Annotated in this window: 22 protein-coding genes, 1 tRNA gene and 1 pseudogene; 14 read left to right on the top strand and 10 right to left on the bottom strand. The window is 70.8% G+C overall.

Translation table 11 applies throughout. From position 1 onward, the window contains the following. Positions 1-5: 5 nt before the first annotated feature. Positions 6-1,571 (bottom strand): metallophosphoesterase family protein, encoded by a 1,566-nt coding sequence (locus ABZ471_RS07510; protein ID WP_359063470.1) that lies wholly within the window; start codon positions 1,569-1,571, stop codon positions 6-8. 165 nt (positions 1,572-1,736) lie between these two features. Between ABZ471_RS07510 and ABZ471_RS07505 the strand changes: the two genes are divergently transcribed. After that, entirely contained in the window at positions 1,737-1,994 is a 258-nt protein-coding gene (locus tag ABZ471_RS07505) for a hypothetical protein (RefSeq protein WP_359063468.1), read from the top strand. Positions 1,995-2,031: 37 nt separating this feature from the next. Further along, entirely contained in the window at positions 2,032-3,849 is a 1,818-nt protein-coding gene (gene glmS, locus ABZ471_RS07500) for a glutamine--fructose-6-phosphate transaminase (isomerizing) (protein ID WP_359063466.1), read from the top strand. 69 nt (positions 3,850-3,918) lie between these two features. Here the strand turns inward: glmS and ABZ471_RS07495 are convergent, their stop codons facing one another. Both ABZ471_RS07495 and ABZ471_RS07490 read right to left on the bottom strand, forming a co-directional pair. Continuing rightward, complete coding sequence (locus ABZ471_RS07495; RefSeq protein ID WP_359063464.1) at positions 3,919-4,479, bottom strand: GPR1/FUN34/YaaH family transporter; 561 nt, start codon at positions 4,477-4,479, stop codon at positions 3,919-3,921. Between the two features lie 166 nt (positions 4,480-4,645). Further along, positions 4,646-5,173: a universal stress protein gene (locus tag ABZ471_RS07490; protein WP_359063462.1), complete on the bottom strand. Its 528-nt coding sequence runs from the start codon at positions 5,171-5,173 to the stop codon at positions 4,646-4,648. 313 nt (positions 5,174-5,486) lie between these two features. On the opposite strand from ABZ471_RS07490, the pseudogene ABZ471_RS07485 reads away from it, so the two are divergent. The 5 genes and pseudogenes from ABZ471_RS07485 to ABZ471_RS07465 form a co-directional block, all read left to right on the top strand. Then, a pseudogene (locus ABZ471_RS07485) lies at positions 5,487-5,690 on the top strand (hypothetical protein); the annotation flags it as partial. A gap of 432 nt (positions 5,691-6,122) precedes the next feature. Beyond that, on the top strand, positions 6,123-7,343 hold the full coding sequence (locus ABZ471_RS07480; protein WP_359063460.1) for a helix-turn-helix domain-containing protein: 1,221 nt from the start codon (positions 6,123-6,125) through the stop codon (positions 7,341-7,343). Positions 7,344-7,476: 133 nt separating this feature from the next. Then, positions 7,477-8,079 carry an oligoribonuclease gene (orn, locus tag ABZ471_RS07475; protein ID WP_359063458.1) on the top strand — a complete coding sequence of 201 codons (603 nt, stop codon included), beginning with the start codon at positions 7,477-7,479 and terminating at the stop codon, positions 8,077-8,079. A gap of 108 nt (positions 8,080-8,187) precedes the next feature. Next, positions 8,188-8,260: transfer RNA gene (locus ABZ471_RS07470), tRNA-His, on the top strand. 152 nt (positions 8,261-8,412) lie between these two features. Then, positions 8,413-9,000 carry a TetR family transcriptional regulator gene (locus tag ABZ471_RS07465; protein WP_359063456.1) on the top strand — a complete coding sequence of 196 codons (588 nt, stop codon included), beginning with the start codon at positions 8,413-8,415 and terminating at the stop codon, positions 8,998-9,000. 6 nt (positions 9,001-9,006) lie between these two features. On the opposite strand, the gene ABZ471_RS07460 is transcribed toward ABZ471_RS07465, so the two are convergent. Next, positions 9,007-10,062 (bottom strand): LacI family DNA-binding transcriptional regulator, encoded by a 1,056-nt coding sequence (locus tag ABZ471_RS07460; RefSeq protein WP_359063454.1) that lies wholly within the window; start codon positions 10,060-10,062, stop codon positions 9,007-9,009. A 295-nt stretch (positions 10,063-10,357) separates the two neighbouring features. On the opposite strand from ABZ471_RS07460, the gene ABZ471_RS07455 reads away from it, so the two are divergent. From ABZ471_RS07455 to ABZ471_RS07440, 4 genes are all read left to right on the top strand, one after another. Further along, complete coding sequence (locus tag ABZ471_RS07455) at positions 10,358-11,686, top strand: ABC transporter substrate-binding protein (RefSeq protein ID WP_359063451.1); 1,329 nt, start codon at positions 10,358-10,360, stop codon at positions 11,684-11,686. After that, on the top strand, positions 11,683-12,708 hold the full coding sequence (locus ABZ471_RS07450) for a sugar ABC transporter permease (protein WP_359063449.1): 1,026 nt from the start codon (positions 11,683-11,685) through the stop codon (positions 12,706-12,708). The genes ABZ471_RS07455 and ABZ471_RS07450 overlap by 4 nt, the downstream gene beginning before the upstream one ends. Further along, positions 12,705-13,589: a carbohydrate ABC transporter permease gene (locus ABZ471_RS07445; RefSeq protein ID WP_359063447.1), complete on the top strand. Its 885-nt coding sequence runs from the start codon at positions 12,705-12,707 to the stop codon at positions 13,587-13,589. The genes ABZ471_RS07450 and ABZ471_RS07445 overlap by 4 nt, the downstream gene beginning before the upstream one ends. 100 nt (positions 13,590-13,689) lie before the next feature. Further along, a complete protein-coding gene (locus ABZ471_RS07440; RefSeq protein ID WP_359063445.1) occupies positions 13,690-15,126 on the top strand; it encodes a GH1 family beta-glucosidase in 1,437 nt (478 codons plus the stop codon). 62 nt (positions 15,127-15,188) lie between these two features. Here ABZ471_RS07440 and ABZ471_RS07435 read toward each other — a convergent pair whose 3' ends face one another. The 3 genes from ABZ471_RS07435 to ABZ471_RS07425 all read right to left on the bottom strand — a co-directional run bounded on the left by ABZ471_RS07435 (position 15,189) and on the right by ABZ471_RS07425 (position 18,922). After that, positions 15,189-16,655: a cellulose binding domain-containing protein gene (locus ABZ471_RS07435; RefSeq protein ID WP_359063443.1), complete on the bottom strand. Its 1,467-nt coding sequence runs from the start codon at positions 16,653-16,655 to the stop codon at positions 15,189-15,191. 186 nt (positions 16,656-16,841) lie between these two features. Then, positions 16,842-18,218, bottom strand: coding sequence for a HAMP domain-containing sensor histidine kinase (locus ABZ471_RS07430; RefSeq protein WP_359063441.1), 1,377 nt, complete (start codon positions 18,216-18,218; stop codon positions 16,842-16,844). Continuing rightward, positions 18,215-18,922 (bottom strand): response regulator transcription factor, encoded by a 708-nt coding sequence (locus ABZ471_RS07425; protein WP_359063439.1) that lies wholly within the window; start codon positions 18,920-18,922, stop codon positions 18,215-18,217. The genes ABZ471_RS07430 and ABZ471_RS07425 overlap by 4 nt, the downstream gene beginning before the upstream one ends. 99 nt (positions 18,923-19,021) lie before the next feature. On the opposite strand from ABZ471_RS07425, the gene ABZ471_RS07420 reads away from it, so the two are divergent. Then, complete coding sequence (locus ABZ471_RS07420; protein ID WP_359063437.1) at positions 19,022-19,528, top strand: hypothetical protein; 507 nt, start codon at positions 19,022-19,024, stop codon at positions 19,526-19,528. Between the two features lie 31 nt (positions 19,529-19,559). Here the strand turns inward: ABZ471_RS07420 and ABZ471_RS07415 are convergent, their stop codons facing one another. Together ABZ471_RS07415 and ABZ471_RS07410 are read right to left on the bottom strand one after the other, a co-directional pair. Beyond that, entirely contained in the window at positions 19,560-20,429 is an 870-nt protein-coding gene (locus ABZ471_RS07415) for a fused MFS/spermidine synthase (RefSeq protein WP_359063435.1), read from the bottom strand. Positions 20,430-20,463: 34 nt separating this feature from the next. Next, positions 20,464-20,877 (bottom strand): hypothetical protein, encoded by a 414-nt coding sequence (locus ABZ471_RS07410; protein ID WP_359063433.1) that lies wholly within the window; start codon positions 20,875-20,877, stop codon positions 20,464-20,466. A gap of 266 nt (positions 20,878-21,143) precedes the next feature. On the opposite strand from ABZ471_RS07410, the gene ABZ471_RS07405 reads away from it, so the two are divergent. Next, on the top strand, positions 21,144-22,613 hold the full coding sequence (locus ABZ471_RS07405) for a hypothetical protein (protein ID WP_359063431.1): 1,470 nt from the start codon (positions 21,144-21,146) through the stop codon (positions 22,611-22,613). A gap of 57 nt (positions 22,614-22,670) precedes the next feature. Here ABZ471_RS07405 and ABZ471_RS07400 read toward each other — a convergent pair whose 3' ends face one another. Then, positions 22,671-23,267, bottom strand: a complete 597-nt coding sequence (locus tag ABZ471_RS07400) for a histidine phosphatase family protein (protein WP_359063429.1) — start codon at positions 23,265-23,267, stop codon at positions 22,671-22,673. Between the two features lie 213 nt (positions 23,268-23,480). Between ABZ471_RS07400 and ABZ471_RS07395 the strand changes: the two genes are divergently transcribed. Continuing rightward, positions 23,481-24,425: a phosphatase PAP2 family protein gene (locus ABZ471_RS07395; RefSeq protein WP_359063427.1), complete on the top strand. Its 945-nt coding sequence runs from the start codon at positions 23,481-23,483 to the stop codon at positions 24,423-24,425.

The raw sequence follows: 24,425 nt of genomic DNA, 5'->3' as shown, positions 1-24,425 counted from the left end.
AGGGCCTACTTCGCCCTGCGGGCCACGGTGAAGTGGTCGATCCGGTCACCGGTTTCGGCGATGCCCTGGACCTTCAGGGTGGTGTAGCGGCCCGTCGGCGCGGGGGTGACGTCCACGCGCAGGAAGGAGTAGTTCAGGTAGCGCACGCGCGACCAGGTGACGGTCTCGTTCTGCTTGCCGTCCTTGAGGTTGACGAAGGAGGCCACGGAGTCGACCTCGTGCTCGTGGCCCTCGTACGAGTCCGGGGCGGTGAAGGCGTAGAGGCTGCGACCGGCCGCGCCGGCCGTGACGTACACCACGCCCTCGGTGTCGGAGTACGCCGTCTCGCCGATCGGCAGCTTCTTGACGACCTGGTTGCCCTTGATGACGTCCGTGCGCTCGTACTGGTGGTTGTGGCCGTTGATGACCAGGTCCACCTGGTACTTGTCGAACAGCGGCACCCACTCCTGGCGCACGCCCCCCTCCGAGGCGTGCGCGGTGGAGGTGCAGTACGCGCAGTGGTGGAAGAACACGATGATGAAGTCGATGTCCTTCGCGGCACGGAACTTCTTCAGCTGGCCCTCGAACCACTTCGTCTGAGTTCCGCCAGATATGCCCAGGTTCGCCGGGATCTCGAAGGAGACGTCGTTGGGGTCCAGCGAGATGATCGCCGTGTTGCCGTAGACGAAGGAGTAGACGCCCGGGAGGTTCTCCTTGTCCGGACCGTTGTCGGGGAGGCTCCAGCGGGCCTCCTCGCCGCCGTAGCCGTTGGGCGAGTACCAGGCCTCCATGTCGTGGTTGCCGTACGAGACCATCCACGGGATCTGCTTGGCGACCGACTCGGTCTGGTACAGGAACTGGTCCCAGGTGCGCGAGTCGAACCCGGTGTCGGTGGTCTTGCCCGCGCCGGACGGGTCGCCGTAGGCGATGTCGCCGGCGTGCAGGTGGAAGGCCGGGTTCTGGCCGAGGATCAGGCTGTCGTTGGCCAGGGCGTGGTAGCTGACGCCCTGGTCGCCGAAGGCCGTGAAGGTGAACGGCTCCTTGTGGGCGGGGGCGGTGGTGAAGGTGCCCAGGGTGCCCAGCAGGTGCGGCTCGGCCGGGTCGAAGCCCTGGTGGCCGACGCCGTAGTAGTAGGTCCTGCCGGGGCGCAGGTGGGTGAGCTTGGCGTGGATGTAGTACTGCGTGTGGTCGCCGCTCGCGCCGACACCGGCCGGGGTGTAGAGGGCGCGGACCTCGGCGGGGATCTTGCGGGAGAGGTCACACGGGTGGGCGCCGATGCGGATGAACGGGTCCTTCACCGCGACCGGGACCTGCCAGGAGACGGTGATCTCGGTGCGCGGGTCGTTGCCCCAGGCGAGGTGGCGGCCGAAGGGGGCGACGTGGGCGCCGTCGACCGACTCGGCGGCGGGGGCGGTGCGCTGGGTCGGTACGGCGGCCTGGGCCGTGCCTCCCGCGACGAACGCGCCGCCGGTGACGGCGCCCAGCGTGACGGCGCCGCCCCTGATCATGGTGCGCCGCGAGAATCTGGCGCGCAGGTACTCATGCTGCTCGGCCATGCTCATGCGCTCGGCCAGCTTCTCGGGTACTCCCATACGAGGAATGTCCATGGCGTCTGAAACTCGTGCGTCCGGGCAACGCGGCACAAGACGCAGGATGGACAGCTTGCGAACAGAGCACCATAAGAGTTTCAACAGGCCGTTGCCCGAAATCGGGCACGATTCTTGCGAAACCGGCGCCGGTACCCCAGGATCTACCGGGTGCACGAGGAACTTGTCGATCACCTGACGCGGTCCACGCCCCTGAACCGGGGCGAGGCGCTGCGGGTGATCCAGGACGTGCTCGCCTTCTTCGACGAGACGACGCAGGACTACGTCCGTCGCCGCCACCGCGAACTGCAGGCCCAGGGCCTGCAGAACACGGAGATCTTCGAACAGATCGAGGCGGATCTGAAATACCGGGCGGTGGCGCCGCCGGAGCTGACGCTCAGGCAGCTGCGCCGCATGGTCTACGGCTGAGAACCAGTCGAGACGACAGGCTGAGGGATACCTATATATGTGCGGAATTGTCGGATACATCGGGAAGCGTGACGTGGCCCCCCTGCTCCTGGAGGGCCTGCAGCGCCTGGAGTACCGGGGCTACGACTCGGCGGGCATCGTCGTCACCTCCCCGAAGACGGCCGGCCTGAAGATGGTCAAGGCCAAGGGCCGGGTGCGCGACCTGGAGGCCAAGGTCCCCGCGCGCTTCAAGGGCACCACCGGCATCGCCCACACCCGCTGGGCCACCCACGGCGCCCCCTCCGACGTGAACGCCCACCCGCACATGTCGGCCGACCAGAAGGTCGCCGTCGTGCACAACGGCATCATCGACAACGCCTCCGACCTGCGCCGCAAGCTGGAGGCAGACGGCGTCGAGTTCCTCTCCGAGACCGACACCGAGGTCCTCACCCACCTGATCGCCCGCTCCCAGGCCGAGACCCTGGAGGAGAAGGTCCGCCAGGTCCTGCGCCTGATCGAGGGCACCTACGGCATCGCGGTGATGCACGCCGACTTCTCCGACCGCATCGTGGTGGCCCGAAACGGCTCCCCGGTGGTCCTCGGCATCGGCGAGAAGGAGATGTTCGTCGCCTCGGACATCGCCGCCCTGGTCGCCCACACCCGGCAGATAGTGACGCTGGACGACGGCGAGATGGCCACCCTCAAGGCCGACGACTTCCGCACCTACACCACGGAGGGCACCCGCACCGCGGCCGAGCCGACCACCGTGGAGTGGGAGGCCGCCTCCTACGACATGGGCGGCCACGACACCTACATGCACAAGGAGATCCACGAGCAGGCCGACGCCGTGGACCGCGTACTGCGCGGCCGCATCGACGACCGCTTCTCCACCGTGCACCTCGGCGGGCTCAACCTGGACGCCCGCGAGGCCCGGCAGATCCGCCGCGTGAAGATCCTCGGCTGCGGCACCTCGTACCACGCGGGCATGATCGGCGCCCAGATGATCGAGGAGCTGGCCCGCATCCCCGCCGACGCCGAGCCGGCCTCCGAGTTCCGCTACCGCAACGCGGTCGTGGACCCCGACACCCTCTACGTCGCGGTCTCCCAGTCGGGTGAGACGTACGACGTGCTGGCCGCCGTGCAGGAGCTGAAGCGCAAGGGCGCCCGGGTCTTCGGCGTCGTCAACGTCGTCGGCTCGGCGATCGCACGGGAGGCGGACGCCGGGATCTACGTCCACGCGGGCCCGGAGGTCTGCGTCGTGTCGACGAAGTGCTTCACGAACACCACGGTCGCCTTCGCCCTGCTCGCGCTGCACCTGGGCCGCACCCGCGACCTCTCGGTCCGCGACGGCAAGCGGATCATCGAGGGGCTGCGCAGGCTGCCGGAGCAGATCACCGAGATCCTGAAGCAGGAGGAGGAGATCAAGAAGCTGGCCGAGCAGTACGCCGAGGCCCGCTCGATGCTCTTCGTCGGCCGCGTCCGGGGCTACCCGGTGGCCCGCGAGGCCTCCCTGAAGCTCAAGGAGGTCTCCTACATCCACGCCGAGGCCTACCCCGCCTCCGAGCTGAAGCACGGCCCGCTGGCCCTCATCGAGCCGGCACTCCCCACGGTCGCGATCGTCCCCGACGACGACCTGCTGGAGAAGAACCGTGCGGCCCTGGAGGAGATCAAGGCCCGCAGCGGCAGGATCCTCGCGGTGGCCCACCAGCACCAGGAGAAGGCCGACCAGACGATCGTCGTCCCGAAGAACGAGGACGAACTGGACCCGATCCTGATGGGCATCCCGCTCCAGCTGCTGGCTTACCACACGGCCAAGGCCCTGGGCAGGGACATCGACAAGCCGAGGAACCTCGCCAAGTCGGTGACGGTGGAGTAGCCGACCCGGACAGAACGGACCCCCGCGTGCGCCACCGATCACGCGGGGGTCCCTTCAGTGCTGCACGATTCAGCCGGCGGCCGTCACCCCCCGGCCCGCAGCACGCCCCGGAAGCGCCGTCGGCCAGTGAGCCAACGCCGCAGTCGCCGCGTACCAGGCGACCGCGCCGGAGAGGGCGGCCGCCCAGCCGCCCACCTTCGCGAGAGAGGAACTGTCGGCGAAGGTCGCGACAGCCAGCAGCACCATCGCCACGAACAGCAGTCCGTGCATGGCCTGTCCGAGGGTGTCCCCGCCCGCGAGGGTCAGGGTGAGAGCCACGAGGGCGAACAGAAGCAGGAAGAGTCCGGCCGCGTTGGCCGACATCTGACCCGCGACGGCCCAGGTGAACCAGAGGGCGCCGAGGGCCACGAAGCCGGTGCCGGAGGCGCTGTCACCGGCCCGGAAGGCCAGCAGACCGACGAGGAAGAGGGCGACTCCGCCCACGTAATGAGCCAGTGACACGGCGTCGGAGGCCCCCACGCCGTCGATCACGCCGGTCGTACCGAGCCCGAACGCCAACAGGGTTATCCCCAGGGCGAGTCGGCCGACCACGGTGGTGTTTCCGCTTCCCGCGGAGACGTCGTTGTCCACTGCGGGCTCCCTTCATGCATGTGCAGTTGCGCGAGTGACCGATATATGCCCTTCACAAGGGCACAAACACCTCTACGCGCGAGTAGTTTCGGGCTGCACCAAGGGAGTTGACGGAGAGTCGGGCCAACCGGAGAACTCAGGGAAAACGCAGGGGAACCGCGGGAACTCAGGGGATGACGATCACGGGCCGCTGGGCCCGCTTGGCGAGCCGCCCGGCCACGGAGCCGAAGATCCGGCCCACGATCCCGTGCGTCGAGCCGACCACGATCGCGTCGGCCTCGTACTCCCGCCCCACCTCTTCGAGTTCGTGGCAGATGTCACCGCCGCGCTCGACCAGGATCCAGGGCACCTCGGCCAGATAGTCCGCGCAGGCCAGTTCCAGACCGAGCACCTCGGTGCGGTGGTCCGGCACGTCGACGAAGACGGGCGGTTCACAGCCGGCCCACACGGTGGTGGGCAGCCGGTTGGCCACATGGACGATGATCAGGCCCGAGCCGGAACGGTGGGCCATGCCGATCGCATAGGCGAGAGCGCGCTCACTGGACGTCGAGCCGTCGAAGCCGACGACCACACCGTGCTTGAAGGCGGGATCGCAGGAAGGGCGTGACTCTGGCGCCGCGAGGGGATCGGCCGCCGTGGGATCGGCGACCGGTCGCTTGCGGTCCGCGGGTTCGAAGAATTCGTGACCGGCCATGGCTGTCTCGGCGTTGTGATCCTTTGTGGGTGGGGGGTGACTCGTGCTGCGGAGCTGTGTCCGGGATTCGTCTTCCCAACCCCATACCCCCAAGGGTACGGCGGCACGCCTCCTCTGCCCAGTTCCTGCACACGCTCCGTAAGCGGTCCCCCGATGTCCGTAGGGGTTCCCCGGAGCATGCACGAGCCGCGCCCGTAACGCAATGGTTGCTGCCCCGTACAGGCGGTTTGCACGGGATTCCCGAAGCGACGCCCGGTGACCCACTGATCGAACAGGCGTTGAACCCGGTGAGCCACCGCCACAGGGAGTACGAATGTCCGGACCCCGCTCCACCACCGACCCGCGCCCCGCTCCGGACACCACGAGCGATGTGATCCGCTGGGCGGCCTTCAGCTGCGTCCTCGTACCCGTGATCCTCCTCTGGTACGGCACCTCGCTCGCCGGCGCCGCCGGCACCGCCTTCGGCCTCGCCGCCGTCACGGCCGTCTGCCGCGTCCTGCTGCGATGGTCCGAGCGTTGCGCCACGCAAAGCAGCGGACGTCACAGCAAGAGGGAGACACCGGTCGACTGACCGGTTTTTGCGCCTCTGAGCGCTTCTTTTCGGCCAACTTATGGATACCACCGGGGAGGGGCCCTACCCACCCCCCAACCCCCGTTCCACCTGCACGGAAAGGGTCCTGGGCGACCCGCGCACCCTACGCGGTTGAGCCACTGCGACAAGGCGCACTTCCCTGCACGGCCCACGAGTGCAACCCTTCGTGATCGAATGCTTCACGCCAAGTTGTCATGTCGACAATGTCCGGCGTGTCGAACCGGCCACCGTGAGACCGCGGTAGCCAGTAGATTCGATCTTGACTGTCTTACGGCGGGGGACTCGTGCAGGACCAAGGGGAAACGTGCAGGAGCGACACAACCGAGGAGCCGCGACCACCGAGGGGGGCTTAGCAGGATGAGCCACGACTCCACTGCCGCGCCGGAAGCCGCGGCCCGGAAACTCTCCGGGCGACGCCGCAAGGAGATCGTCGCGGTGCTGCTGTTCAGCGGCGGCCCCATCTTCGAGAGTTCCATACCACTGTCGGTGTTCGGGATCGACCGCCAGGACGCCGGCGTGCCGCGCTACCGACTGCTGGTGTGCGCGGGCGAAGAGGGCCCGCTGCGGACCACAGGCGGCCTGGAACTCACCGCACCGCATGGGCTCGAGGCGATTTCGCGCGCGGGTACGGTCGTCGTACCGGCCTGGCGCTCGATCACCTCGCCGCCGCCGGAGGAGGCGCTCGACGCGCTGCGCCGCGCGCACGAGGAGGGTGCCCGCATCGTCGGGCTGTGCACGGGTGCGTTCGTCCTCGCGGCGGCGGGCCTGCTGGACGGCCGCCCGGCGACCACACACTGGATGTACGCGCCGACACTGGCCAAGCGCTATCCGTCGGTGCACGTGGATCCGCGCGAACTGTTCGTCGACGACGGCGACGTACTGACCTCGGCCGGTACGGCCGCGGGGATCGACCTGTGTCTGCACATCGTGCGGACGGACCACGGCAACGAGGCGGCAGGCGCACTCGCCCGCCGGCTGGTGGTCCCGCCGCGCCGCAGCGGCGGTCAGGAGCGCTACCTCGACAGGTCTTTACCCGAGGAGATCGGCGCCGACCCGCTCGCCGAGGTCGTCGCCTGGGCGCTGGAACACCTCCACGAGCAGTTCGACGTGGAGACCCTGGCGGCACGCGCCTACATGAGCCGCCGTACGTTCGACCGCCGGTTCCGTTCGCTCACCGGCAGCGCACCGCTGCAGTGGCTGATCACCCAGCGGGTGCTGCAGGCGCAGCGGCTGCTGGAGACGTCGGACTACTCCGTGGACGAGGTGGCGGGCCGCTGCGGCTTCCGCTCCCCCGTGGCGCTGCGCGGGCACTTCCGCCGCCAGCTCGGCTCGTCCCCCGCCGCCTACCGGGCCGCCTACCGGGCCCGCCGGCCGCAGAGCGACAGGCCGGGTGACCCGGACATGCCGCTGACCCAGTCCGGCCCGACGGGCGCACCCGTCGGCCTGCCCGGTCACGGACCGATGGGCGCCCCGCCTTCCGTGCTGCACACGGAGCGGGACAGCGGGGTACCGACGCAGAGCCGCCGCCAGACCGCCGGCGCGGTGAGCCTGTTGCCGGGGCCGCGCAGCGGCAACTGAGCGGATCATGTGAACAGGGGGGCGGAGTCGTACTCCGCTCCCCTTCTTCATGAGCCTCGCGTGACGGCCCACCGACAAGGTCGTCACCGCACACTCGGTCCGGCTCGCGGCAGCTCGCCGTAAGGTGAGACACATGAACGATCGCATGGTGTGGATCGACTGCGAGATGACCGGCCTCTCGCTGTCCGACGACGCGCTCATCGAGGTGGCCGCCCTCGTCACCGACTCCGAGCTGAACGTGCTCGGCGAGGGGGTGGACATCGTCATCCGTCCGCCGGACTCGGCGCTGGAGACGATGCCGGAGGTGGTGCGTCAGATGCACACCGCGTCCGGGCTGCTGGACGAGCTGGCCGGCGGCACGACGCTGGCCGACGCCGAGGCTCAGGTCCTCGCCTATGTCCGCGAGCATGTGAAGGAGCCCGGCAAGGCCCCGCTGTGCGGCAACTCCGTCGGCACCGACCGCGGCTTCCTGCTGCGGGACATGCCGACCCTGGAGGACTACCTCCACTACCGGATCGTGGACGTCTCCAGCATCAAGGAGCTGGCCCGGCGCTGGTACCCGCGGGCGTACTTCAACAGCCCGGAGAAGAACGGCAACCACCGCGCCCTCGCCGACATCCGTGAGTCGATCGCCGAACTGCGCTACTACCGCGAGGCCGTCTTCGTCCCGCAGCCCGGCCCGGACTCCGACACCGCCAAGGCGATCGCCGCCAAGCACGTCCTGCCCGCGCAGTAGCGGCGGCGTCGAAGGGCCCCGCGAAAACCTGTGCGCGAGCACCCCTTAGGACCCTGTAGACTTCTTCTCGGCCGGTCGGGGAAACGACAAGTTCCACCACCGGTCATGGTGGGTGTAGCTCAGCTGGTAGAGCACCTGGTTGTGGTCCAGGATGCCGCGGGTTCGAGTCCCGTCACTCACCCTGAGTAATCAGCCGGTGACTCCGTCGAAGGACGGGTCACCGGCTGATTCGTTTTCGGCGCCTTCCGTACCGCGCCGAGGCCCCTATGCGACTCGAAGAGTGCAACGAGTCAACTTTTCAATTGAGGCAACCGAAGAGGGTACGCTGCGGGCATGACGGAGACGATGGGGCGCCGCGAGCGCAAGAAGGCGGCCACCCGGCAGGCGCTGGCCGACGCGGCACTGGAGCTGTTCCTGGAGCACGGCTACGACAAGGTGAGCATCCGGGACATCGCCGAGGCCGCGGACGTCTCCACGACGACGTTGTTCAAGCACTTCCCGAGCAAAGAGGCGCTGGTCTTCGACTTGGACGCCGACCAGGAGGCGGCCCTGGTCGGCGCGGTGCGGGACCGGGCTCCGGGCATGTCGGTCCCGCAGGCGCTGCGTGCCCACGTACTGCACTCACGGCTCTTCGCGTCGGAGCACGACGAGCAGATCACCGCGTTCGTGGAGCTCGTCCGCGGCACCCCCGCGCTGGCCGACCACCAGCGGCACATGTGGATGCGGCACGAGCACGCCCTCGCCGAGGCGATCGCGGCCGAAACCGGTGCCCCCGCCGACGACCCCCTGTGCACGGCCCTGGCCCACTTCGCCCTGGAGGCCCGTAGCCTCGGCGGAGCCTCCCCCACCCCGCTCGCGGCGGTCAACGCGGCGTTCGACCTGCTGGAGAAGGGGTGGGCGGCCGCCCGTCCCGACAAGTAGGGGCGGTCACGACGACGCCCGCATCACCAGCTCCGTCGGCAGCACCGCATGCCGCCGCTCCAGCCCCCGGGACACGGCCGGGCGGCGATCGGCGACCTCCGCGAGCAGTAGGTCGATCATCGCGCGGCCCATCTCCTCGATGGGCTGGCGGACGCTGGTCAGCGGCGGGTCCATGTGGCGGGCGATGGCCGAGTCGTCGTAACCGACCAGCGCCACGTCGTCGGGGATGCGGCGGCCCGCCTCCCGCAGCACCTGCCGGGCGCCCGCCGCCATGACGTCGGAGCCGGCGAAGACCGCGTCCAGGTCGGGGTGGTGCTCCAGCAGCGTCGTCATCGCCCGCCGGCCGCCCTCCTCGGTGAAGTCCCCCGGCTCGATCATGAGGTCGTCCGTCTCGCGGCCCGCGTCCCGCAGCGCGTCGCGGTAGCCGTCGACACGGCACTGGGCGCCGTAGACGTCGAGGCGGCCGGTGATGTGGGCGATCCGGCGGCAGCCCCGGGCGAGCAGGTGCTCCACGGCCGAGCGGGCCCCGCCGTAGTTGTCCGAGTCCACCGAGGTCAGCGTCTCCGCGGCCGAGCGAGGACCGCTGATCACCGCCGGGATCTCCAGCTGGGCGAGCAGATCGGGGAGCGGATCGTCCGCGTGGACCGAGACCAGGAGGACGCCGTCCACGCGGTGGGCCGCCAGGTACTGCGCGAGCCGCTGTCGCTCCCGGTCACTGCCCGCGAAGATCAGCAGCAACTGCATCTCCGTGTCGGAGAGTTCACTGCCGACACCGCGCAGCATGTCCGAGAAGTAGGGCTCCGCGAAGAACCGGGTCTCCGGCTCCGGGACGACCAGCGCGATGGCGTCGGTGCGGTTGGCCGCGAGGGCACGGGCCGCGGTGTTGGGGACGTAGCCGAGTTCGGCGACCGCGGCCTCGACCGCCGCACGGGTCGCGTCGCTGACCCGGGGCGAGCCGTTGATCACGCGCGAGACCGTGCCCCGGCCGACCCCGGCCCGGGCGGCAACCTCCTCGAGCGTGGGCCGCCCGCCGCTCCGGCCTCGCGCTCCGTGGCTTGCCATGGACTCCGCCTTTCTCGACTGTGTCCTGATGCTGGCTGGAATGTAACAGCGCCGTCCACGACTCAGGCGGCTCCGCCTAACAGCCCGATAACTGAACGCGGTTGCCCTCGCCCACTCCCTTGACACCCCGCCCCGAACCGACGACTCTTCAACACATCACACGTGGGAGCGCTCCCACGGTACCTGACACCTACACATCCCGCACGTTCCCCGCCCGAGCCGCAGCGAACACGAACGGGCCCGATTTCCATGCAGTTGGCCGGGGGGTCGGCACGTCAGGCAACAGGAGGACGCAATGCGCACGAGCATCCGCGGGTCCCGCAGACTGGGAGCGGTCGTGGCCGTGGCCGCGCTGACCACGGGACTGCTGGCCGGCTGCGCCAGCGATTCGGACGACGGCTCGTCGAACTCGGACGGCGGCAACGGCAGTGGCAAGGGCAAGATCACGCTGACCGTCGGGACCTTCGGCGTCTTCGGCTACAAGCAGGCCGGCCTCTACGACGAGTACATGAAGCTCCACCCGGACATCAACATCAAGGAGAACGTCACCACCCGCACCGACGTCTACTGGCCGAAGGTGCTCACCCGCCTGCAGGCCGGGTCCGGCACCGACGACCTCCAGGCCATCGAGATCGGCAACATCACCGAGGCCGTGCAGACCCAGGGGTCCAAGTTCGTCGACCTGGGCAAGGAGGTCGACAAGTCCCAGTGGCTGGACTGGAAGAACGCCCAGGCCACCACCAAGGACGGCAAGCTGATCGGACTCGGCACCGACATCGGCCCGATGGCGATCTGCTACCGCAAGGACCTGCTCCAGAAGGCCGGGCTGCCGACCGACCGCACCAAGCTCGCCGAGACCTGGAAGGGCGACTGGGCGAAGTACGTCGATCTCGGCAAGCAGTACATGAAGAAAGCGCCGAAGGGCACGAAGTACGTCGACTCCGCCGCCTCCGTGTACAACGCGGCGGTGGGCGGCGCGAGCGAGCAGTACTACGACAAGGACGGCAACGTCGTCTGGGACAAGTCCGAGGGCGTGAAGAAGGCCTGGGACGCCGCGATGACCGTCGCGACCAGCAACATGTCCGCGAAGCTGAAGCAGTTCGACCCGACCTGGGACCAGGGCTACGCCAACGGCACCTTCGCGACCGTCGCCTGCCCGGCCTGGATGATCGGCTACATCGAGCAGAAGTCGGGTGACTCCGGCAAGGGCAAGTGGGACGTGGCGGCGGCCCCGACCGCGGCCAACTGGGGCGGTTCCTTCCTCGGCGTGCCGACGGCGAGCAAGCACCAGAAGGAGGCCGTCGCGCTGGCCAAGTGGCTGACGGCGCCCGAGCAGCAGGCCAAGGTCTTCGCCAAGCAGGCGAGCTTCCCGTCCACCCCGGCGGCGTACGCGACCCTGAAGCCGGCCGCCGACACCACCACGTACTTCTCGGACGCCCCGATCACCCAGATCTTCTCCGACTCGGCGAAGACGATCCCTACGCAGTACCACGGCGTCAAGGACCAGCCGATCGGCACCGCGATCACCGACGTCGGCATCCTCCAGGTCGAGCAGAAGGGCAAGTCGCCCGAGCAGGGCTGGGAAGCGGCCGGCAAGGAGATCAAGGACGTGCTCGGCCAGTGACCAGCCCCGACAAGGCACTCGCGCACTCCGCGTCGAGCGTCGAGGCCGCGCCCGGCACCCCGCCGGGCGCGGCCCGGGGCGCTCGCGACCGCGGCACACCGGCGGGCACCGACTCCTGGCGCAGCCGGCTGTACCGCTGGGACATGAAGGCGTCGCCGTACGCGTTCGTCGCCCCCTTCTTCGTCCTGTTCGGGGCCTTCACGCTGGTCCCGCTGCTGTACACGGCGTGGTACTCGCTGCACGACGTGCAGTTGTCGGCGCTGGACCACCAGACCTGGGCGGGCCTGGACAACTACCAGAACCTGCTGTCCTCGGACTTCTTCTGGAACGCCCTGACCAACACCTTCACCATCGGTCTGATCTCCACGGTCCCGCAGCTGATGGCGGCGATCTGGCTGGCCCATCTGCTCAACTACAAGCTGCGCGGCTCGACCGTGTGGCGGGTGGTGATGCTGACGCCGTACGCCACGTCGGTGGCAGCCGCGACCCTGGTGTTCACGCTGCTGTACTCCTGGGACGGCGGCATGGTCAACTGGGTCCTGCACTTCTTCGGGGTGGATCCGGTCAACTGGCGTGAGTCCGACTGGGGTTCGCAGTTCGCGGTCTCCTCGATCGTGATCTGGCGCTGGACCGGGTACAACGCGCTGATCTATCTGGCCGCGATGCAGGCGATCCCGGCCGACCTGTACGAGTCGGCGGCGATCGACGGCGCGAACCGCTGGCAGCAGTTCCGGCATGTGACGATCCCGCAGCTGCGGCCCACGATCCTGTTCACGATCGTCGTCTCCACCATCGGCGCCACCCAGCTCTTCGGTGAGCCGCTGCTGTTCGGCGGGGTCAGCGGGTCCAAGGGCGGCTCCGAGCACCAGTACCAGACGCTCGGTCTGTACATGTACGACCAGGGGTGGATCATCGGCAACCTCGGCAAGGCGTCCGCGATCGCCTGGTCCATGTTCCTGGTCCTGCTGATCGTGGCCGCGGTCAACCTGCTGCTCACCCGACGGCTGAGGAAGTCCCTATGACGACCGGTGAACTGACTCTGCCCGCGACGAAGACGAAGCGTCGCCGGGTGATGGGCGCGGGCAAGCAGCTGCACGCGGGCCCGGTGACGTACGTCGTGCTGACCGTGTTCGCGCTGGTCTCGCTGGCCCCGCTGGTGTGGACGGCGATCGCGGCCTCGCGCACCGACCGGCGCCTGGCCCAGACGCCGCCGCCGCTGTGGTTCGGCGGCAACCTGTTCAAGAACCTGGAGACCGCCTGGGACCAGGCCGGACTCGGCACCGCGATGTTCAACTCGCTGCTCGTGGCGGGCACGATCACGGTGAGCACGGTGCTGTTCTCCACGCTGGCCGGCTTCGCCTTCGCGAAGCTGCGGTTCCGGTTCTCCGGCCTGCTGTTGCTGCTGACCATCGGCACGATGATGATCCCGCCGCAGCTGGCCGTCGTACCGCTGTATCTGTGGATGTCCGACCTCGGCTGGTCCAACCAGCTGCAGACGGTGGTCCTGCCGAGCCTGGTGACCGCCTTCGGTACGTTCTTCATGCGGCAGTACCTGGTGCAGGCGCTGCCGTCGGAGCTGATCGAGGCGGCCCGGGTCGACGGGGCGAGCAGCCTCCGGGTCGTCTGGCACGTGGTCTTCCCCGCGGCACGGCCCGCGATGGCCGTCCTGGGCCTGCTGACCTTCGTGTTCGCCTGGAACGACTTCCTGTGGCCGATCATCGCCCTGAACCAGCAGAACCCGACCGTGCAGGTGGCCCTGAACTCGCTCGGCACCGGCTATGTCCCGGACCAGGCGGTGATCATGGCGGGCGCGCTGCTCGGCACGCTGCCGCTGCTGATCGCCTTCCTGCTGTTCGGCAAGCAGATCGTGGGCGGGATCATGCAGGGCGCGATCAAGGGCTGACCGTCCTCCCCAGGGGGCCGGGCCACCGCCGCCCCGGCCCCTCTCCCTCTCCTCCCCACCCCCTCCTCCGGTCTCCTACGACCTCGATGGGAGCGCTTCCATGCCTGACTCCGTTTCCCTCTCCCCCGTGACCTTTCCGCCCGCCTTCCTCTGGGGCGCCGCGACCTCCGCGTACCAGATCGAGGGGGCGGTGCGCGAGGGCGGCCGCACCCCCTCGATCTGGGACACCTTCAGCCATACGCCGGGCAGGACGGCCGGCGGCGAGACCGGTGACGTCGCCGTCGACCACTACCACCGCTATCGCGAGGACGTGGCCCTGATGGCGGAGCTGGGCCTGAACGCCTACCGCTTCTCCGTCTCCTGGTCCCGGGTGCAGCCGACCGGCCGGGGCCCGGCGGTCCAGGTCGGCCTGGACTTCTACCGCCGCCTGGTGGACGAGCTGCTGTCGCACGGCATCAAGCCCGCGATCACCCTCTACCACTGGGACCTGCCGCAGGAGCTGGAGGACGCGGGCGGCTGGCCCGAGCGGGACACCGCGTTCCGGTTCGCCGAGTACGCGCAGCTGGTCGGCGAGGCGCTGGGCGACCGGGTGGAGCACTGGATCACCCTCAACGAGCCCTGGTGCAGCGCCTTCCTGGGCTACGGCTCGGGTGTGCACGCCCCCGGCCGCACCGACCCGGCGGCCGCCCTGCGCGCGGCCCACCACCTCAACCTGGCCCACGGCCTGGGCACGGCGGCCCTGCGCTCGGCGATGCCGGCCCGCAACCAGATCGCCGTCAGCCTCAACTCCTCGGTGGTACGGCCGCGTTCGCAGGACCCGGCAGACCTGGCGGCGGCCCGCCGGATCGACGACCTGGCCAACGGGATCTTCCACGGCCCGATGCTGCACGGGTCGTACCCCGCAACCCTGCTCTCCTCGACGGCTTCGGTCACCGACTGGTCGTACGTCCTCGACGGCGACGTCCGCGCGATCAACGCCCCGCTGGACGCCCTCGGCCTGAACTACTACACGCCGACCCTGGTCTCGGCGGCCCCCGGCAGGGTCGAGGGTCCTCGGGCGGACGGCCACGGCGCCAGCGACCACTCGCCCTGGCCGGCCGCCGACGACGTGCTGTTCCACCGGATTCCGGGCGAGCGCACGGAGATGGGCTGGACGATCGACCCGACGGGCCTGCACGAGCTGATCATGCGGTACACCCGGGAGGCGCCGGGCCTGCCGCTGTACGTGACCGAGAACGGCGCGGCCTACGACGACAAGCCGGACCCGGACGGCCGGGTCCACGACCCCGAGCGCATCGCCTACGTGCACGACCACCTCGCGGCGGTCCGCCGCGCCCTCACCGACGGCGCGGACGTCCGCGGCTACTACCTGTGGTCCCTGCTGGACAACTTCGAGTGGGCGTACGGCTACGAGAAGCGGTTCGGGGCGGTGTACGTGGACTACACGACGCTGGAACGGACGCCGAAGTCGAGCGCGCGGTGGTACGGCGAGGCGGCGCGGACCGGGGTGGTCCCGCCCGTGGAGCGCCCGGCGTAACGGCCGTGGGCGCGGCACCCCGGAGGGAGTGCCGCGCCCCTTCCTGTCCGCGGGGCGTCGGGTCAGTTGAAAGCGCCGAACGCCTTCGAGAACGCGAACCTGTCCTGGGTGATCGAGCTGCACGTGGCGTCGGCGGTGGGCTTGGTGCCGCCGTCGCACTGCTTGTCGCGGGTGGCGGACCACATGGAGAGCCAGCCGAGGCCCTTGGACTTGGCGAAGTTCACCAGCTGGGTGGCGTCGTCGACCTTGAAGACCTCGGAGGAGACGTCGTTGACGCCGATCATCGGGGTGACCGCGACCGCCTTCCAGGCGGCGGAGTCGGACAGGCCCAGCACGCTCTTGACCTGGGCCTGGGTGGCGGTGGCCGCCTGCTCGGCGTAGGTGCCCATGTCGCCGCTGTAGGAGGGGCCGTAGTCCATCGCCATGATGTTGACGGTGTCGGTCTTCACGCCGTTGGACTTGGCGTTGGACAGGAGGTTCACGCCGTCCTGGGTCAGGCCCTCGGGCATCACGGGGAGGGTGAAGGAGACGTCCAGGCCGGGGTGCTGGGCCTGGAGCTTGGCGATGGCCTGGGCGCGGCGCGTGTTGGCGGCCGTGTTGGGCAGCGCGCCGCCCTCGACGTCGAAGTCGACCTTGGTCAGCTTGAAGGCGTCGACGACCTTGCCGTACGCCGCCGCCAGCGCGTCCGCGGAGGAGCAGGCGGTGGCCAGCTCGGAACCGGAGGCGCCGCCGAAGGAGACCCGGACGTCACCGCCCTTGGCGCGCAGGGAGCCGATCTGCGCGGCCACGCCGTCGCTGGTGACGTCCGTGACGCCGCCCCACTTGGGCGTGCAGTTCCCGCCGTCGGTGATGAAGGCGAGGTTGAAGTTCTTCACGCCGGTTGCGTCCGCCGCGGCGAGGAGGTCGAAGGCCGGGTAGAGGGAGGTATCGACGTAGGGGGCGAAGCCGGCCGAGGCGGTGGTGCCGCTGCCGGTGCTCCCCGTGGGGGTGGGCGTCGCGCTCTGGGTGGGGGTGGCGCTCTGGGTCGGCGTCGGGGTCGCGGTCTTGGTGGGGGTCGGCGACGGGGTCTGGGTCGGGCGGCCGCTCGGCTCGGGGGTCGCGCCGTCGTCCGCGGAACACCGTGCGTCGTCGATACGGCAGCCCGTCGGTTCACCGGTGCCACTGACCACGAAGCCGACGGTGACCGACTTGCCCGGCGCGAGGCCCGCCGTGTCCCACTTGGCGGGATGCACCGTGACGTGCTGTCCGCTGACGCTCGACTCGCCGTTCCACAGCGAGCTGAGCTTCGCACCCGCGGGGAGGTCGAACTCCAGCGTCCAGGTCTTCTCCGTCTGGCCGCTGTTGTTGGTGACGACGTACTGCGCGGTGTACCCGGTCGACCAGTCGCTGGTCCTGGTGTACGCGGCGCCGACGCCGGCCGCCTGCGCGGTGCCGGTCAGCAGGACCGCGCCGCCACCGACCACGGCCGCGGCCACCAGGCCGCCGATCGCCTTGTTCCTGCCACTGATCCTGCGCCGGTGCGTGCTCATGCGCCTGCCTGCCTTCGGTGTTCACGGGGAGTGGGGTGCGGCAGCACGCTAGCGATCCGGAATCGGACAAACGGCTTGATAGGGACGGCCGTTGAAGTCCTTAGGGTGCGCTTAAGGAAGGCATCGGGGACGGTTAAAGGTCGAGACCAATTTGCCGGGTCCGGGTGGGGGCGGCGGGCCGGCCGGTCAGCGGGCCGCGGCCGTGCGCCGGCGTCTGCGCACGCTCCCGCGGTGCCCCCTGCGCACGGGCCCCCGCCCGTCCAGCTGGAACCAGATCCGCACCTCGGTGCCGCCCAGCACCGAGGAGCCGATGCGGACGTCACCGCCGGTGGACTCGGCGAGCCGGCGCACGATGTCGAGGCCGAGACCGGTCGAGCCGGCGCTGCCGGAGCCGCGGCCGCGGGCCATGGCCGCCTCGGGGTCGGGTATGCCGGCTCCCGCGTCGGAGACCAGCACGATCACCGCGTCCTCGCCGTTGTGCACGTCGACCGCGAAGGCGGTGCCCTCGGCGGTGTGCCGGAAGACGTTGCCGAGCAGCGCGTCGAGCGCGGCGGCCAGGTCGGCGCGGGCCACGGGTGTGCGCACCGGCCGCTCCACACCCGCCACCCGCCACTTGCGGCCCTCGTCCTCGGCGAGCGCGGACCAGAACTCCATGCGCTCACGGACCACTTCGGCCGCGTCGCACCCGGCACCGGGTCCGGCCGCCGCGGTCTGCGGCTTGGCCTCCCTGGCCGTACGGATGATGGCGTCGACCTCCCGCTCCAGCTGGGCGACGGCGGCCCGGGTCTGGTCGGCCGCCGGACCGCCGCCGAGGGAGGCCGCGTTCAGCCGGAGCACGGTGAGCGGGGTGCGCAGCCGGTGCGAGAGGTCGGCCGCCAGCTCGCGCTCGTTCGCCAGGAGTTGGACGACCTGGTCGGCCATGGAGTTGAACGCGACGGCCGCGAGCCGCAGTTCGGTCGGACCGTCCTCCGGCACCCGGGCCCCCAGCTTGCCCTCGCCCAGCTCGTGCGCGCCCTTGACCAGCCGCTGTGCGGGCCGCACCATGCGCACCCCGAGCCGGTCGGCGACCGCGACCGAACCGACGATCAGCGCGAGGCCGACGGCGGCGAGCACGGCCCAGGCCGTGCCGACGCCGTTGCTCACCTCGGACTCGGGGACGTACACCTCGACGACCGCGATCGCACCGGAGCTGAGCGCGACCGGCTGGAGCAGCGTGGAGCCGCCGGTGACCGACGTGGTGGAGGCGCGGCCCAGCTTCCGCACGGCCTCGATGTCGCGGTAGGCGGCACGTTGTCGGCCGAGGTCGAACGCGGTCCGGCCGTCGGCGGCGGGCAGGTGCACGGCCATGCCGGAGTCCGCGCCGGCGGAGGCGACCACCCGCTCCAGCTTGTTCCGGTCGGTGGTGATGGACAGTGCGGGAGCGACGGCTGCGGCCTCCCGCTCGGCGCCTGCGAAGGCACGGTCGCGGGCCATCTCCTTGACCACGAGGCCGAGCGGCACGGCGAACGCGACCACGACCATCGTGGTGACCGCCAGGCACACCTTGACCAGGGCCCATCTCATCGCGGCGGCTCCCCTTCCCCGGGCGGCTCCAGCTTCACGCCGACACCCCTGAGGGTGTGCAGATAGCGCGGCCGGGCGGCCGTCTCTCCCAACTTCCGGCGCAACCAGGACAGATGTACGTCAATGGTCTGGTCGTCGCCGTAGGACTGCTGCCAGACCTCGGCCAGGAGTTCCTTGCGCGGCACCACGACACCGGGGCGGCCGGCGAGGAAGGCGAGCAGGTCGAACTCGCGGCGGGTGAGGTCGAGCCGGACGCCGTCCAGTTCGGCCTGGCGGCGCAGCGGATCGACGGTCAGCCCGCCGACCCGGAAGACGCTGGACGGCGGAGCCTCCGCGCCGCCGGCGCGGGCCCGGCGCAGTACGGCCGCGATCCGCGCCGAGAGGTGCTCGACCGAGAACGGCTTGGTCAGGTAGTCGTCCGCCCCGGCGTTCAGCAGCCGGACGACCTCCGTCTCGTCGTCCCGGGCGGTGGCGATGATGACGGGCACGTCGGTGATGCCGCGCAGCATCTTCAGCGCCTCGGAGCCGTCCAGGTCGGGCAGTCCGAGGTCCAGGATGACCACGTCGAAACGGAGATGGGCGACCTCGCGCAGCGCCTCCAGCGCCGTACCGACGCTGCGCACGGTGTGCGAGGCGTCGGTCAGATGCCGGATGAGCGCCGAGCGTACGAACTGGTCGTCCTCGACCACGAGCACACTTGCCATGCGCCGCACCGTACGCCATGTGGTGGACAGGGGTCCGGCGCCTGTGGATAACTCGGGTCATGTGCGCACGGCGGTACCGCTGAGGCAGTATGGCCCGCGATGCGCAGAGGACTCGTACACGTACTGGCGTGGCTGCTCGCGACGGGAGCGGCGGTCACGCTCTCGTGGTGGGGTGTGCACACGGTGATGGCCGCAACGGCGTACGACCCGCCGCGCGCCCTGCCGATCACGGCGGCGGACACGACCACGCAGCGCTCGAAGCCGCTGGACACGCCGACCCCGCGGCCGTCGGCCTCGAAGAGCCGGTCGGTCGAGCCGTCGGCCCCCACGCCCTCCCGGACGCCGGCCCAGAGCACCAGCCCCTCCTCCACCGCCACAGCCTCCGGCCACGTCAAGGCCTACGACACCGACGGCGGCCGGGCGGTCTTCGACCTGGGCAGCACGAGCGCGACGCTGGTCTCGGCGACTCCGGGCACCGGCTGGTCGATGCAGGTGTGGAAGACGGAGACGTGGATCCGGGTCGAGTTCGGCCAGGGCGCGGACCGGGTGTCGGTGTTCTGCACCTGGCACGACGGGCCGCCGCGTGTGGAGGTGGGCACGTACTGACCGCGACCGGGTGAACCGGGCCGCGGACGGCTCAGCGGAACACCGAGGGCGGCGGGGCCGGCGAGGCCACCGCCGCCTCGTCGGTCACGGGTACGGCCCCGCCGGTGAAGTCGGTGAGCTGTCTGCCGTGTTCGACCCGGGCGGGGTGGGGGTCGGAGGCAGCGCGGCGGGTGAGTTCGGCGAGCGGGAGCGGGAGGCCGGAGGCCGCCAGGATGGCGTTGCCGAAGCGCTTGCCGCGGAGCACGGCCGGGTCCGCGATCAGGGCGAGTTCCGGGAACCGGGCGGCGGCGGTGGCGATCTGGCCGCGCAGGTGGGCGAGCGGCGGGCCGTCGGCGAGGTTGGCGGCGTAGACGCCGGAGGGCTTCAGGGCCCGGCGGACCTCGTCCAGGAACTCGGTGGAGGTGAGGTGGGCGGGCGTCCGGGCGCCGCTGAAGACATCCGCGATGACCAGGTCGGCCCAGCCGTCGGGCACCTTGGCAAGGCCCTCGCGGGCATCGGCCGACCTGACCCGGATCCGGGCGTTCGGGTCCAACGGCAGCTCGCGACGGACCAGTTGTACGAGGGCCGCGTCCCGCTCGACGACCTGCTGGGTGGAGCGGGGGCGGGTGGCGGCGACGTACCGGGCGAGGGTGAGGGCGCCGCCGCCGAGGTGCACGGCCTGCACCGACTTCCCGGGCGGGGCGACGAGGTCGATGACATGGCCGAGGCGGCGCTGGTACTCGAAGGAGAGGTACGCCGGGTCGTCCAGGTCGACGTGCGACTGGGGCGCCCCGTCGATCAGCAGCGTCCAGGCCCGGGAGCGGTCCGGGTCGGGTATGAGCTGCGCGAGCCCGCCGTCGACCGCTTCCACCACGGCCTCGACGGCGGCCGACCTGCGCCGGTTGTTCCTGGACCTGCCCATCGGTCCATTTTCGCAGCTGCCGCGGGCAGGCGCTTCACCGGCGGCTGTCGGCCGCCTCGATCAGCCGGGCGGCCTCTCCGAGGGCACGGCGCAGCACCACCGGGTCGGTCGCGAGATCGGCCTCGCCGGGCGGCAGCAGCCAGTCCGAGCCCTCCACCGGAGGCTCCGGGTTGAGCCGCAGGCCCCGCCCGTCCGTCTCGGTGCAGGTGCTGCCCGGCACGTCCCAGCAGGCGGCGGTGCCCGCCGGCACCAGGAAGCCCAGGGTGTCGCAGCCGTCGTCGTGCAGTACGGGACCCACGGCCTCCGCGGCCCCCCGCCGCAGGATGTCGACAGCCTCCAGCCCCTGCCGGGCCGGCACCGTGACGAGGTCGCACGCCGTGTCGCCCGCCGTCATCGACGGCGACGTACCCGACGACATACAGGGATCGTTGCTCTGGCTGGTCTCCATTCCGACCTCCACCACGCTGCCCTCTTGCAGTCCACGGAATCCAACGCGCAAGCGCGTCAACGGCTACGGCACAAGTGCGCCGCAAAGGATGGCAGTTCATGGCAGATCAGGGATGAGATATCCGGTTTGTAGCTAAACACTGCGTGAGGGGTCCGACACAGCAGGTACGTTCTTGCTCGCCGGAACCAGGGTGTCACACGGACAACTCAGCCCGAATCCGCCCCGGATCCGGCATGGTTCGACGGTTCGCACGAGAGGACCCGGCCATGGCGTCGTCAACCGAGACCTCGTCACAGCCCGAACGGCCACCCCGGCCGAACCTCGCCTTCCGGCAGCTGCGCGGCCGGCGCTCACCGGCCGAGTTCGCGGCGCTGGTGCGGCGGGCCGCACGCGAGATCGGCGAGCGGGTGAGCTGTGACGCGCGCTACATCGGCAGGGTCGAGGCGGGTGAGATCCGCTGCCCGAACTACGCGTACGAACGGGTGTTCCTGCATATGTTCCCCGGTCGCACGCTCACCGACCTCGGCTTCGCGCCGCGCTCGTCCGTCCGCGGACGCGCGGCGCGCACGACCGGGGACGCGCCCCCGGTGCCCGGTACCGCTGAGACGCAGGGGGCCCGCGAGCCGTATGACCCGCAGGACAGGCACGACCCGCAGGACCCGTACGACCCGCACGAGCCGTACGAGAACGACCCCCTGAACCACGAGGAGAGCGACGTGCTGCGTCGCGCATTCATGACCGGCGGAGGCGCCACAGTGGCCGCCGCCACGCTGAGCCCGCTGGGGCTCACCACCGACGCCGCGGCGGCGGCCCGTCCGCTGCGCCGTGCCGGAAGTCCCGAGGCTGCCGCCCTGGAGGAGGCCGTCCGCCGCATCCGGCTGCTCGACGACCGGCACGGCGCGGACGGCCTGTACCGGCGCGCGGCGGCGCCGCTGCGCGCCGCCTACGTGCTCCTGGACGCCGGCGCGACCCGGCAGACGACCGCCGAGCGGCTGCACTCGGGCGCCGGTGAACTGGCCATCTCGGTGGGCTGGCTGGCCCATGACTCCGGTCGCTTCGACGACGCCCGCTCGCACTATGCGGAGGCGCTCGCGACCGCCCGGATGACCGGCGACCCCGGTCTGGAGGCCCACGCCTTCTGCAACACGGCGTTCCTGGCCCGCGACGCCGGCCGGCCCCGCGAGGCGGTGCGCGCCGCGCAGGCCGCCCAGCGTGTCGCCCGCCCCCTGGGATCTCCGCGTCTGATGTCCCTGCTCGCCCTGCGGGAGGCGGGCGGCTGGGCGGGGCTCGCCGACCGGGCCGGCTGCGAACAGACGCTGGCCCGTGCCCAGGCCCTCTTCGAGCGGGGCCTCTCGGACGCCGACCCCGAGTGGATGAGCTTCTACGGAGAGGCCGAGCTGGAGGGTCTTGAGGCGCAGTGCTGGTCGACGCTCGGCGACTGGCGGCGCGCGTCCCGCCACGCGCGCCGGGCGGCCCAGCTCCAGGACCCCCACTTCACCCGCAACATCGCCCTCTACACCGCCGAGCTGGCCGACGATCTCGCGCGCGAGGGCCGCCCCGACGAGGCGGCGAGCGCCGCGCTGCACGTCCTGTCCCTCCTGGACCAGGTCCAGTCCTCCCGCATCCAGACGATGCTGGCGGGCACGGCCCGCGTCCTGCTGCCGCACCGGCGGGCGTCGGGGGTCTCGGACTTCCTCGAACGGCACGCGTCACTGCCACGGGCGGGTCGGGCGTGACGACGAGGCTGCGGGTGCGTGGGGGCTGATCGCGCGGTTCCCCGCGCCCCTGGGGAGTCAGCCCGCCAAGTGCCCCAAGTCGTTCCAGCTCTCGATCGCCGGCTCCCCGTAAGCCCAGCCGAGCACCGACAGCGAGGTCGGGTTCAGGCGTATGCGGGCCGCGAAGTCCAGCGGGAGGCCCAGCCACCGCGCCCCGATCGACCGCAGGATGTGCCCGTGGGCGAAGACCAGCACGTCACGGTCGGCCGAGCGGGCCCACGCCACGACCTCGTCCGCGCGCGCGGTGACCTCGGCGAGACGCTCCCCCTCGGGGACACCGTCCCGCCAGATCAGCCACCCCGGCCGCACGGCCTGGATCTCGGCGGGCGTCATGCCCTCGTACGCGCCGTAGTCCCACTCCATGAGCGTGTCCCAGGACTCGGCACGCTCACCGAACCCGGCCAGCTCGCACGTCTCACGCGCGCGTGCCAGCGGACTGGTCCGCACCTCCACCCCGGGCAGCCCCTCGAAGGGCGCCCGGTGCAGCCGCTCACCGAGCAGCTTGGCCCCGCGCCGGCCCTCCTCCAGGAGCGGCACGTCGGTCCTGCCGGTGTGCTTGCCGGACAGCGACCATTCCGTCTGTCCGTGCCGGGCCAGCAGGATGCGCGGTGCCATGGGAGACCTTTCCGGGGAGAGCGACGCCGAGCGGACGCCTGAAGAACGAGGGGCGGGGTGCCTCCATCATCGCTCACCCCGGGCAGGGGCAACCCGCCGGGCGATCTCGGCGTCTTTGAGGGCTGAAGCGCCCGCATGGCCGGGATATGGACCGCGTAAAGTGGCACGGTCGCCCGTCTGGGCGCCGCACAGCAGGAGGGGGAGGGCGATCGGATGCCGCAGACCGAGATACCGGGCACCGAGGTGGCCCCGCGAACCCGGCTGCGGTGGTGGACCGAGCTGCCCCTGATCCTGCTGGTCTACGGCTGCTACTCGGCCGGCCGGCTCCTCGCCCGCGGCGACGTCTCCTCGGCCGTCGACCACGGCCTGGCGATCCTGCGCATCGAGAAGGCCCTGCACCTCAACGCCGAGCACCCGCTCAACCGGCTGTTCACGCGCGAGGCGTGGCTCGGCGTACCGGCCGACTTCTGGTACGCCTCGCTGCACTACCTGGTCACGCCCGTCATCCTCGTCTGGCTGTTCCGGGCCCGCACCGAGCACTACCGCGCGGCCCGCACCTGGCTGATGTCGTCCACCTTCATCGGCCTGATCGGCTTCACCCTGCTGCCCACCTGTCCGCCCCGGCTGCTCTCCGCGGACCACGGCTTCGTCGACACGATGGCCCAGTACAGCTCGTACGGCTGGTGGGGCGGCGAGGCCAGCGCGCCGCGCGGCATGGGCGCCATGACCAACCAGTACGCGGCGATGCCCAGTCTGCACGTCGGCTGGGCGCTGTGGTGCGGGGTGATGCTGTGGCGGTACGGCGGCACGCGCCTCACGAAGGTCCTCGGCGTCGCCTACCCGCTGCTGACCGCGCTGGTCGTGATGGGCACCGCCAACCACTACTTCCTGGACGCGGCCGCGGGCATCGCCGTGATGGGCGTGGGCCTGCTGCTCGCGCCGCTCGTGATGCGCGGTGCGGATCGGGTGCGGGCCCGCCTCACCGCCCGTACCCCGGCGGTCGCCACCGGCACGGGTTCCCCGATTGTCAGTGCCGGATGCCAGACTTCCGCGGGTGAGCGAATTCCACGGCAGCGCGAGTCGCACCTCGCATCCGCAGCCGGACCGGACGCCTCCCCGAGCGACGCAGGGGACGAGGCTCCGGCAGCGGCTCGCTGA

This window comes from Streptomyces sp. NPDC005728 (assembly GCF_040630895.1).
Lineage (GTDB): Bacteria > Actinomycetota > Actinomycetes > Streptomycetales > Streptomycetaceae > Streptomyces.
Note: the sequence above shows the minus strand (reverse complement) of the source record. Positions and strands in the feature narration are given on the sequence as shown.

Coding starts and splice junctions, on each gene's coding strand:
- ABZ471_RS07480 (WP_359063460.1), top strand. CDS start 6,123: ATGAGCCACGACTCCACTGCCGCGCCGGAAGCCGCGGCCCGGAAACTC.
- ABZ471_RS07425 (WP_359063439.1), bottom strand. CDS start 18,922: ATGGCAAGTGTGCTCGTGGTCGAGGACGACCAGTTCGTACGCTCGGCG.
- ABZ471_RS07435 (WP_359063443.1), bottom strand. CDS start 16,655: ATGAGCACGCACCGGCGCAGGATCAGTGGCAGGAACAAGGCGATCGGC.
- glmS (WP_359063466.1), top strand. CDS start 2,032: ATGTGCGGAATTGTCGGATACATCGGGAAGCGTGACGTGGCCCCCCTG.
- ABZ471_RS07405 (WP_359063431.1), top strand. CDS start 21,144: ATGGCGTCGTCAACCGAGACCTCGTCACAGCCCGAACGGCCACCCCGG.
- orn (WP_359063458.1), top strand. CDS start 7,477: ATGAACGATCGCATGGTGTGGATCGACTGCGAGATGACCGGCCTCTCG.
- ABZ471_RS07415 (WP_359063435.1), bottom strand. CDS start 20,429: ATGGGCAGGTCCAGGAACAACCGGCGCAGGTCGGCCGCCGTCGAGGCC.
- ABZ471_RS07420 (WP_359063437.1), top strand. CDS start 19,022: ATGCGCAGAGGACTCGTACACGTACTGGCGTGGCTGCTCGCGACGGGA.
- ABZ471_RS07490 (WP_359063462.1), bottom strand. CDS start 5,173: ATGGCCGGTCACGAATTCTTCGAACCCGCGGACCGCAAGCGACCGGTC.
- ABZ471_RS07465 (WP_359063456.1), top strand. CDS start 8,413: ATGACGGAGACGATGGGGCGCCGCGAGCGCAAGAAGGCGGCCACCCGG.
- ABZ471_RS07445 (WP_359063447.1), top strand. CDS start 12,705: ATGACGACCGGTGAACTGACTCTGCCCGCGACGAAGACGAAGCGTCGC.
- ABZ471_RS07455 (WP_359063451.1), top strand. CDS start 10,358: ATGCGCACGAGCATCCGCGGGTCCCGCAGACTGGGAGCGGTCGTGGCC.
- ABZ471_RS07510 (WP_359063470.1), bottom strand. CDS start 1,571: ATGGGAGTACCCGAGAAGCTGGCCGAGCGCATGAGCATGGCCGAGCAG.
- ABZ471_RS07400 (WP_359063429.1), bottom strand. CDS start 23,267: ATGGCACCGCGCATCCTGCTGGCCCGGCACGGACAGACGGAATGGTCG.
- ABZ471_RS07430 (WP_359063441.1), bottom strand. CDS start 18,218: ATGAGATGGGCCCTGGTCAAGGTGTGCCTGGCGGTCACCACGATGGTC.
- ABZ471_RS07395 (WP_359063427.1), top strand. CDS start 23,481: ATGCCGCAGACCGAGATACCGGGCACCGAGGTGGCCCCGCGAACCCGG.
- ABZ471_RS07460 (WP_359063454.1), bottom strand. CDS start 10,062: ATGGCAAGCCACGGAGCGCGAGGCCGGAGCGGCGGGCGGCCCACGCTC.
- ABZ471_RS07410 (WP_359063433.1), bottom strand. CDS start 20,877: ATGGAGACCAGCCAGAGCAACGATCCCTGTATGTCGTCGGGTACGTCG.
- ABZ471_RS07440 (WP_359063445.1), top strand. CDS start 13,690: ATGCCTGACTCCGTTTCCCTCTCCCCCGTGACCTTTCCGCCCGCCTTC.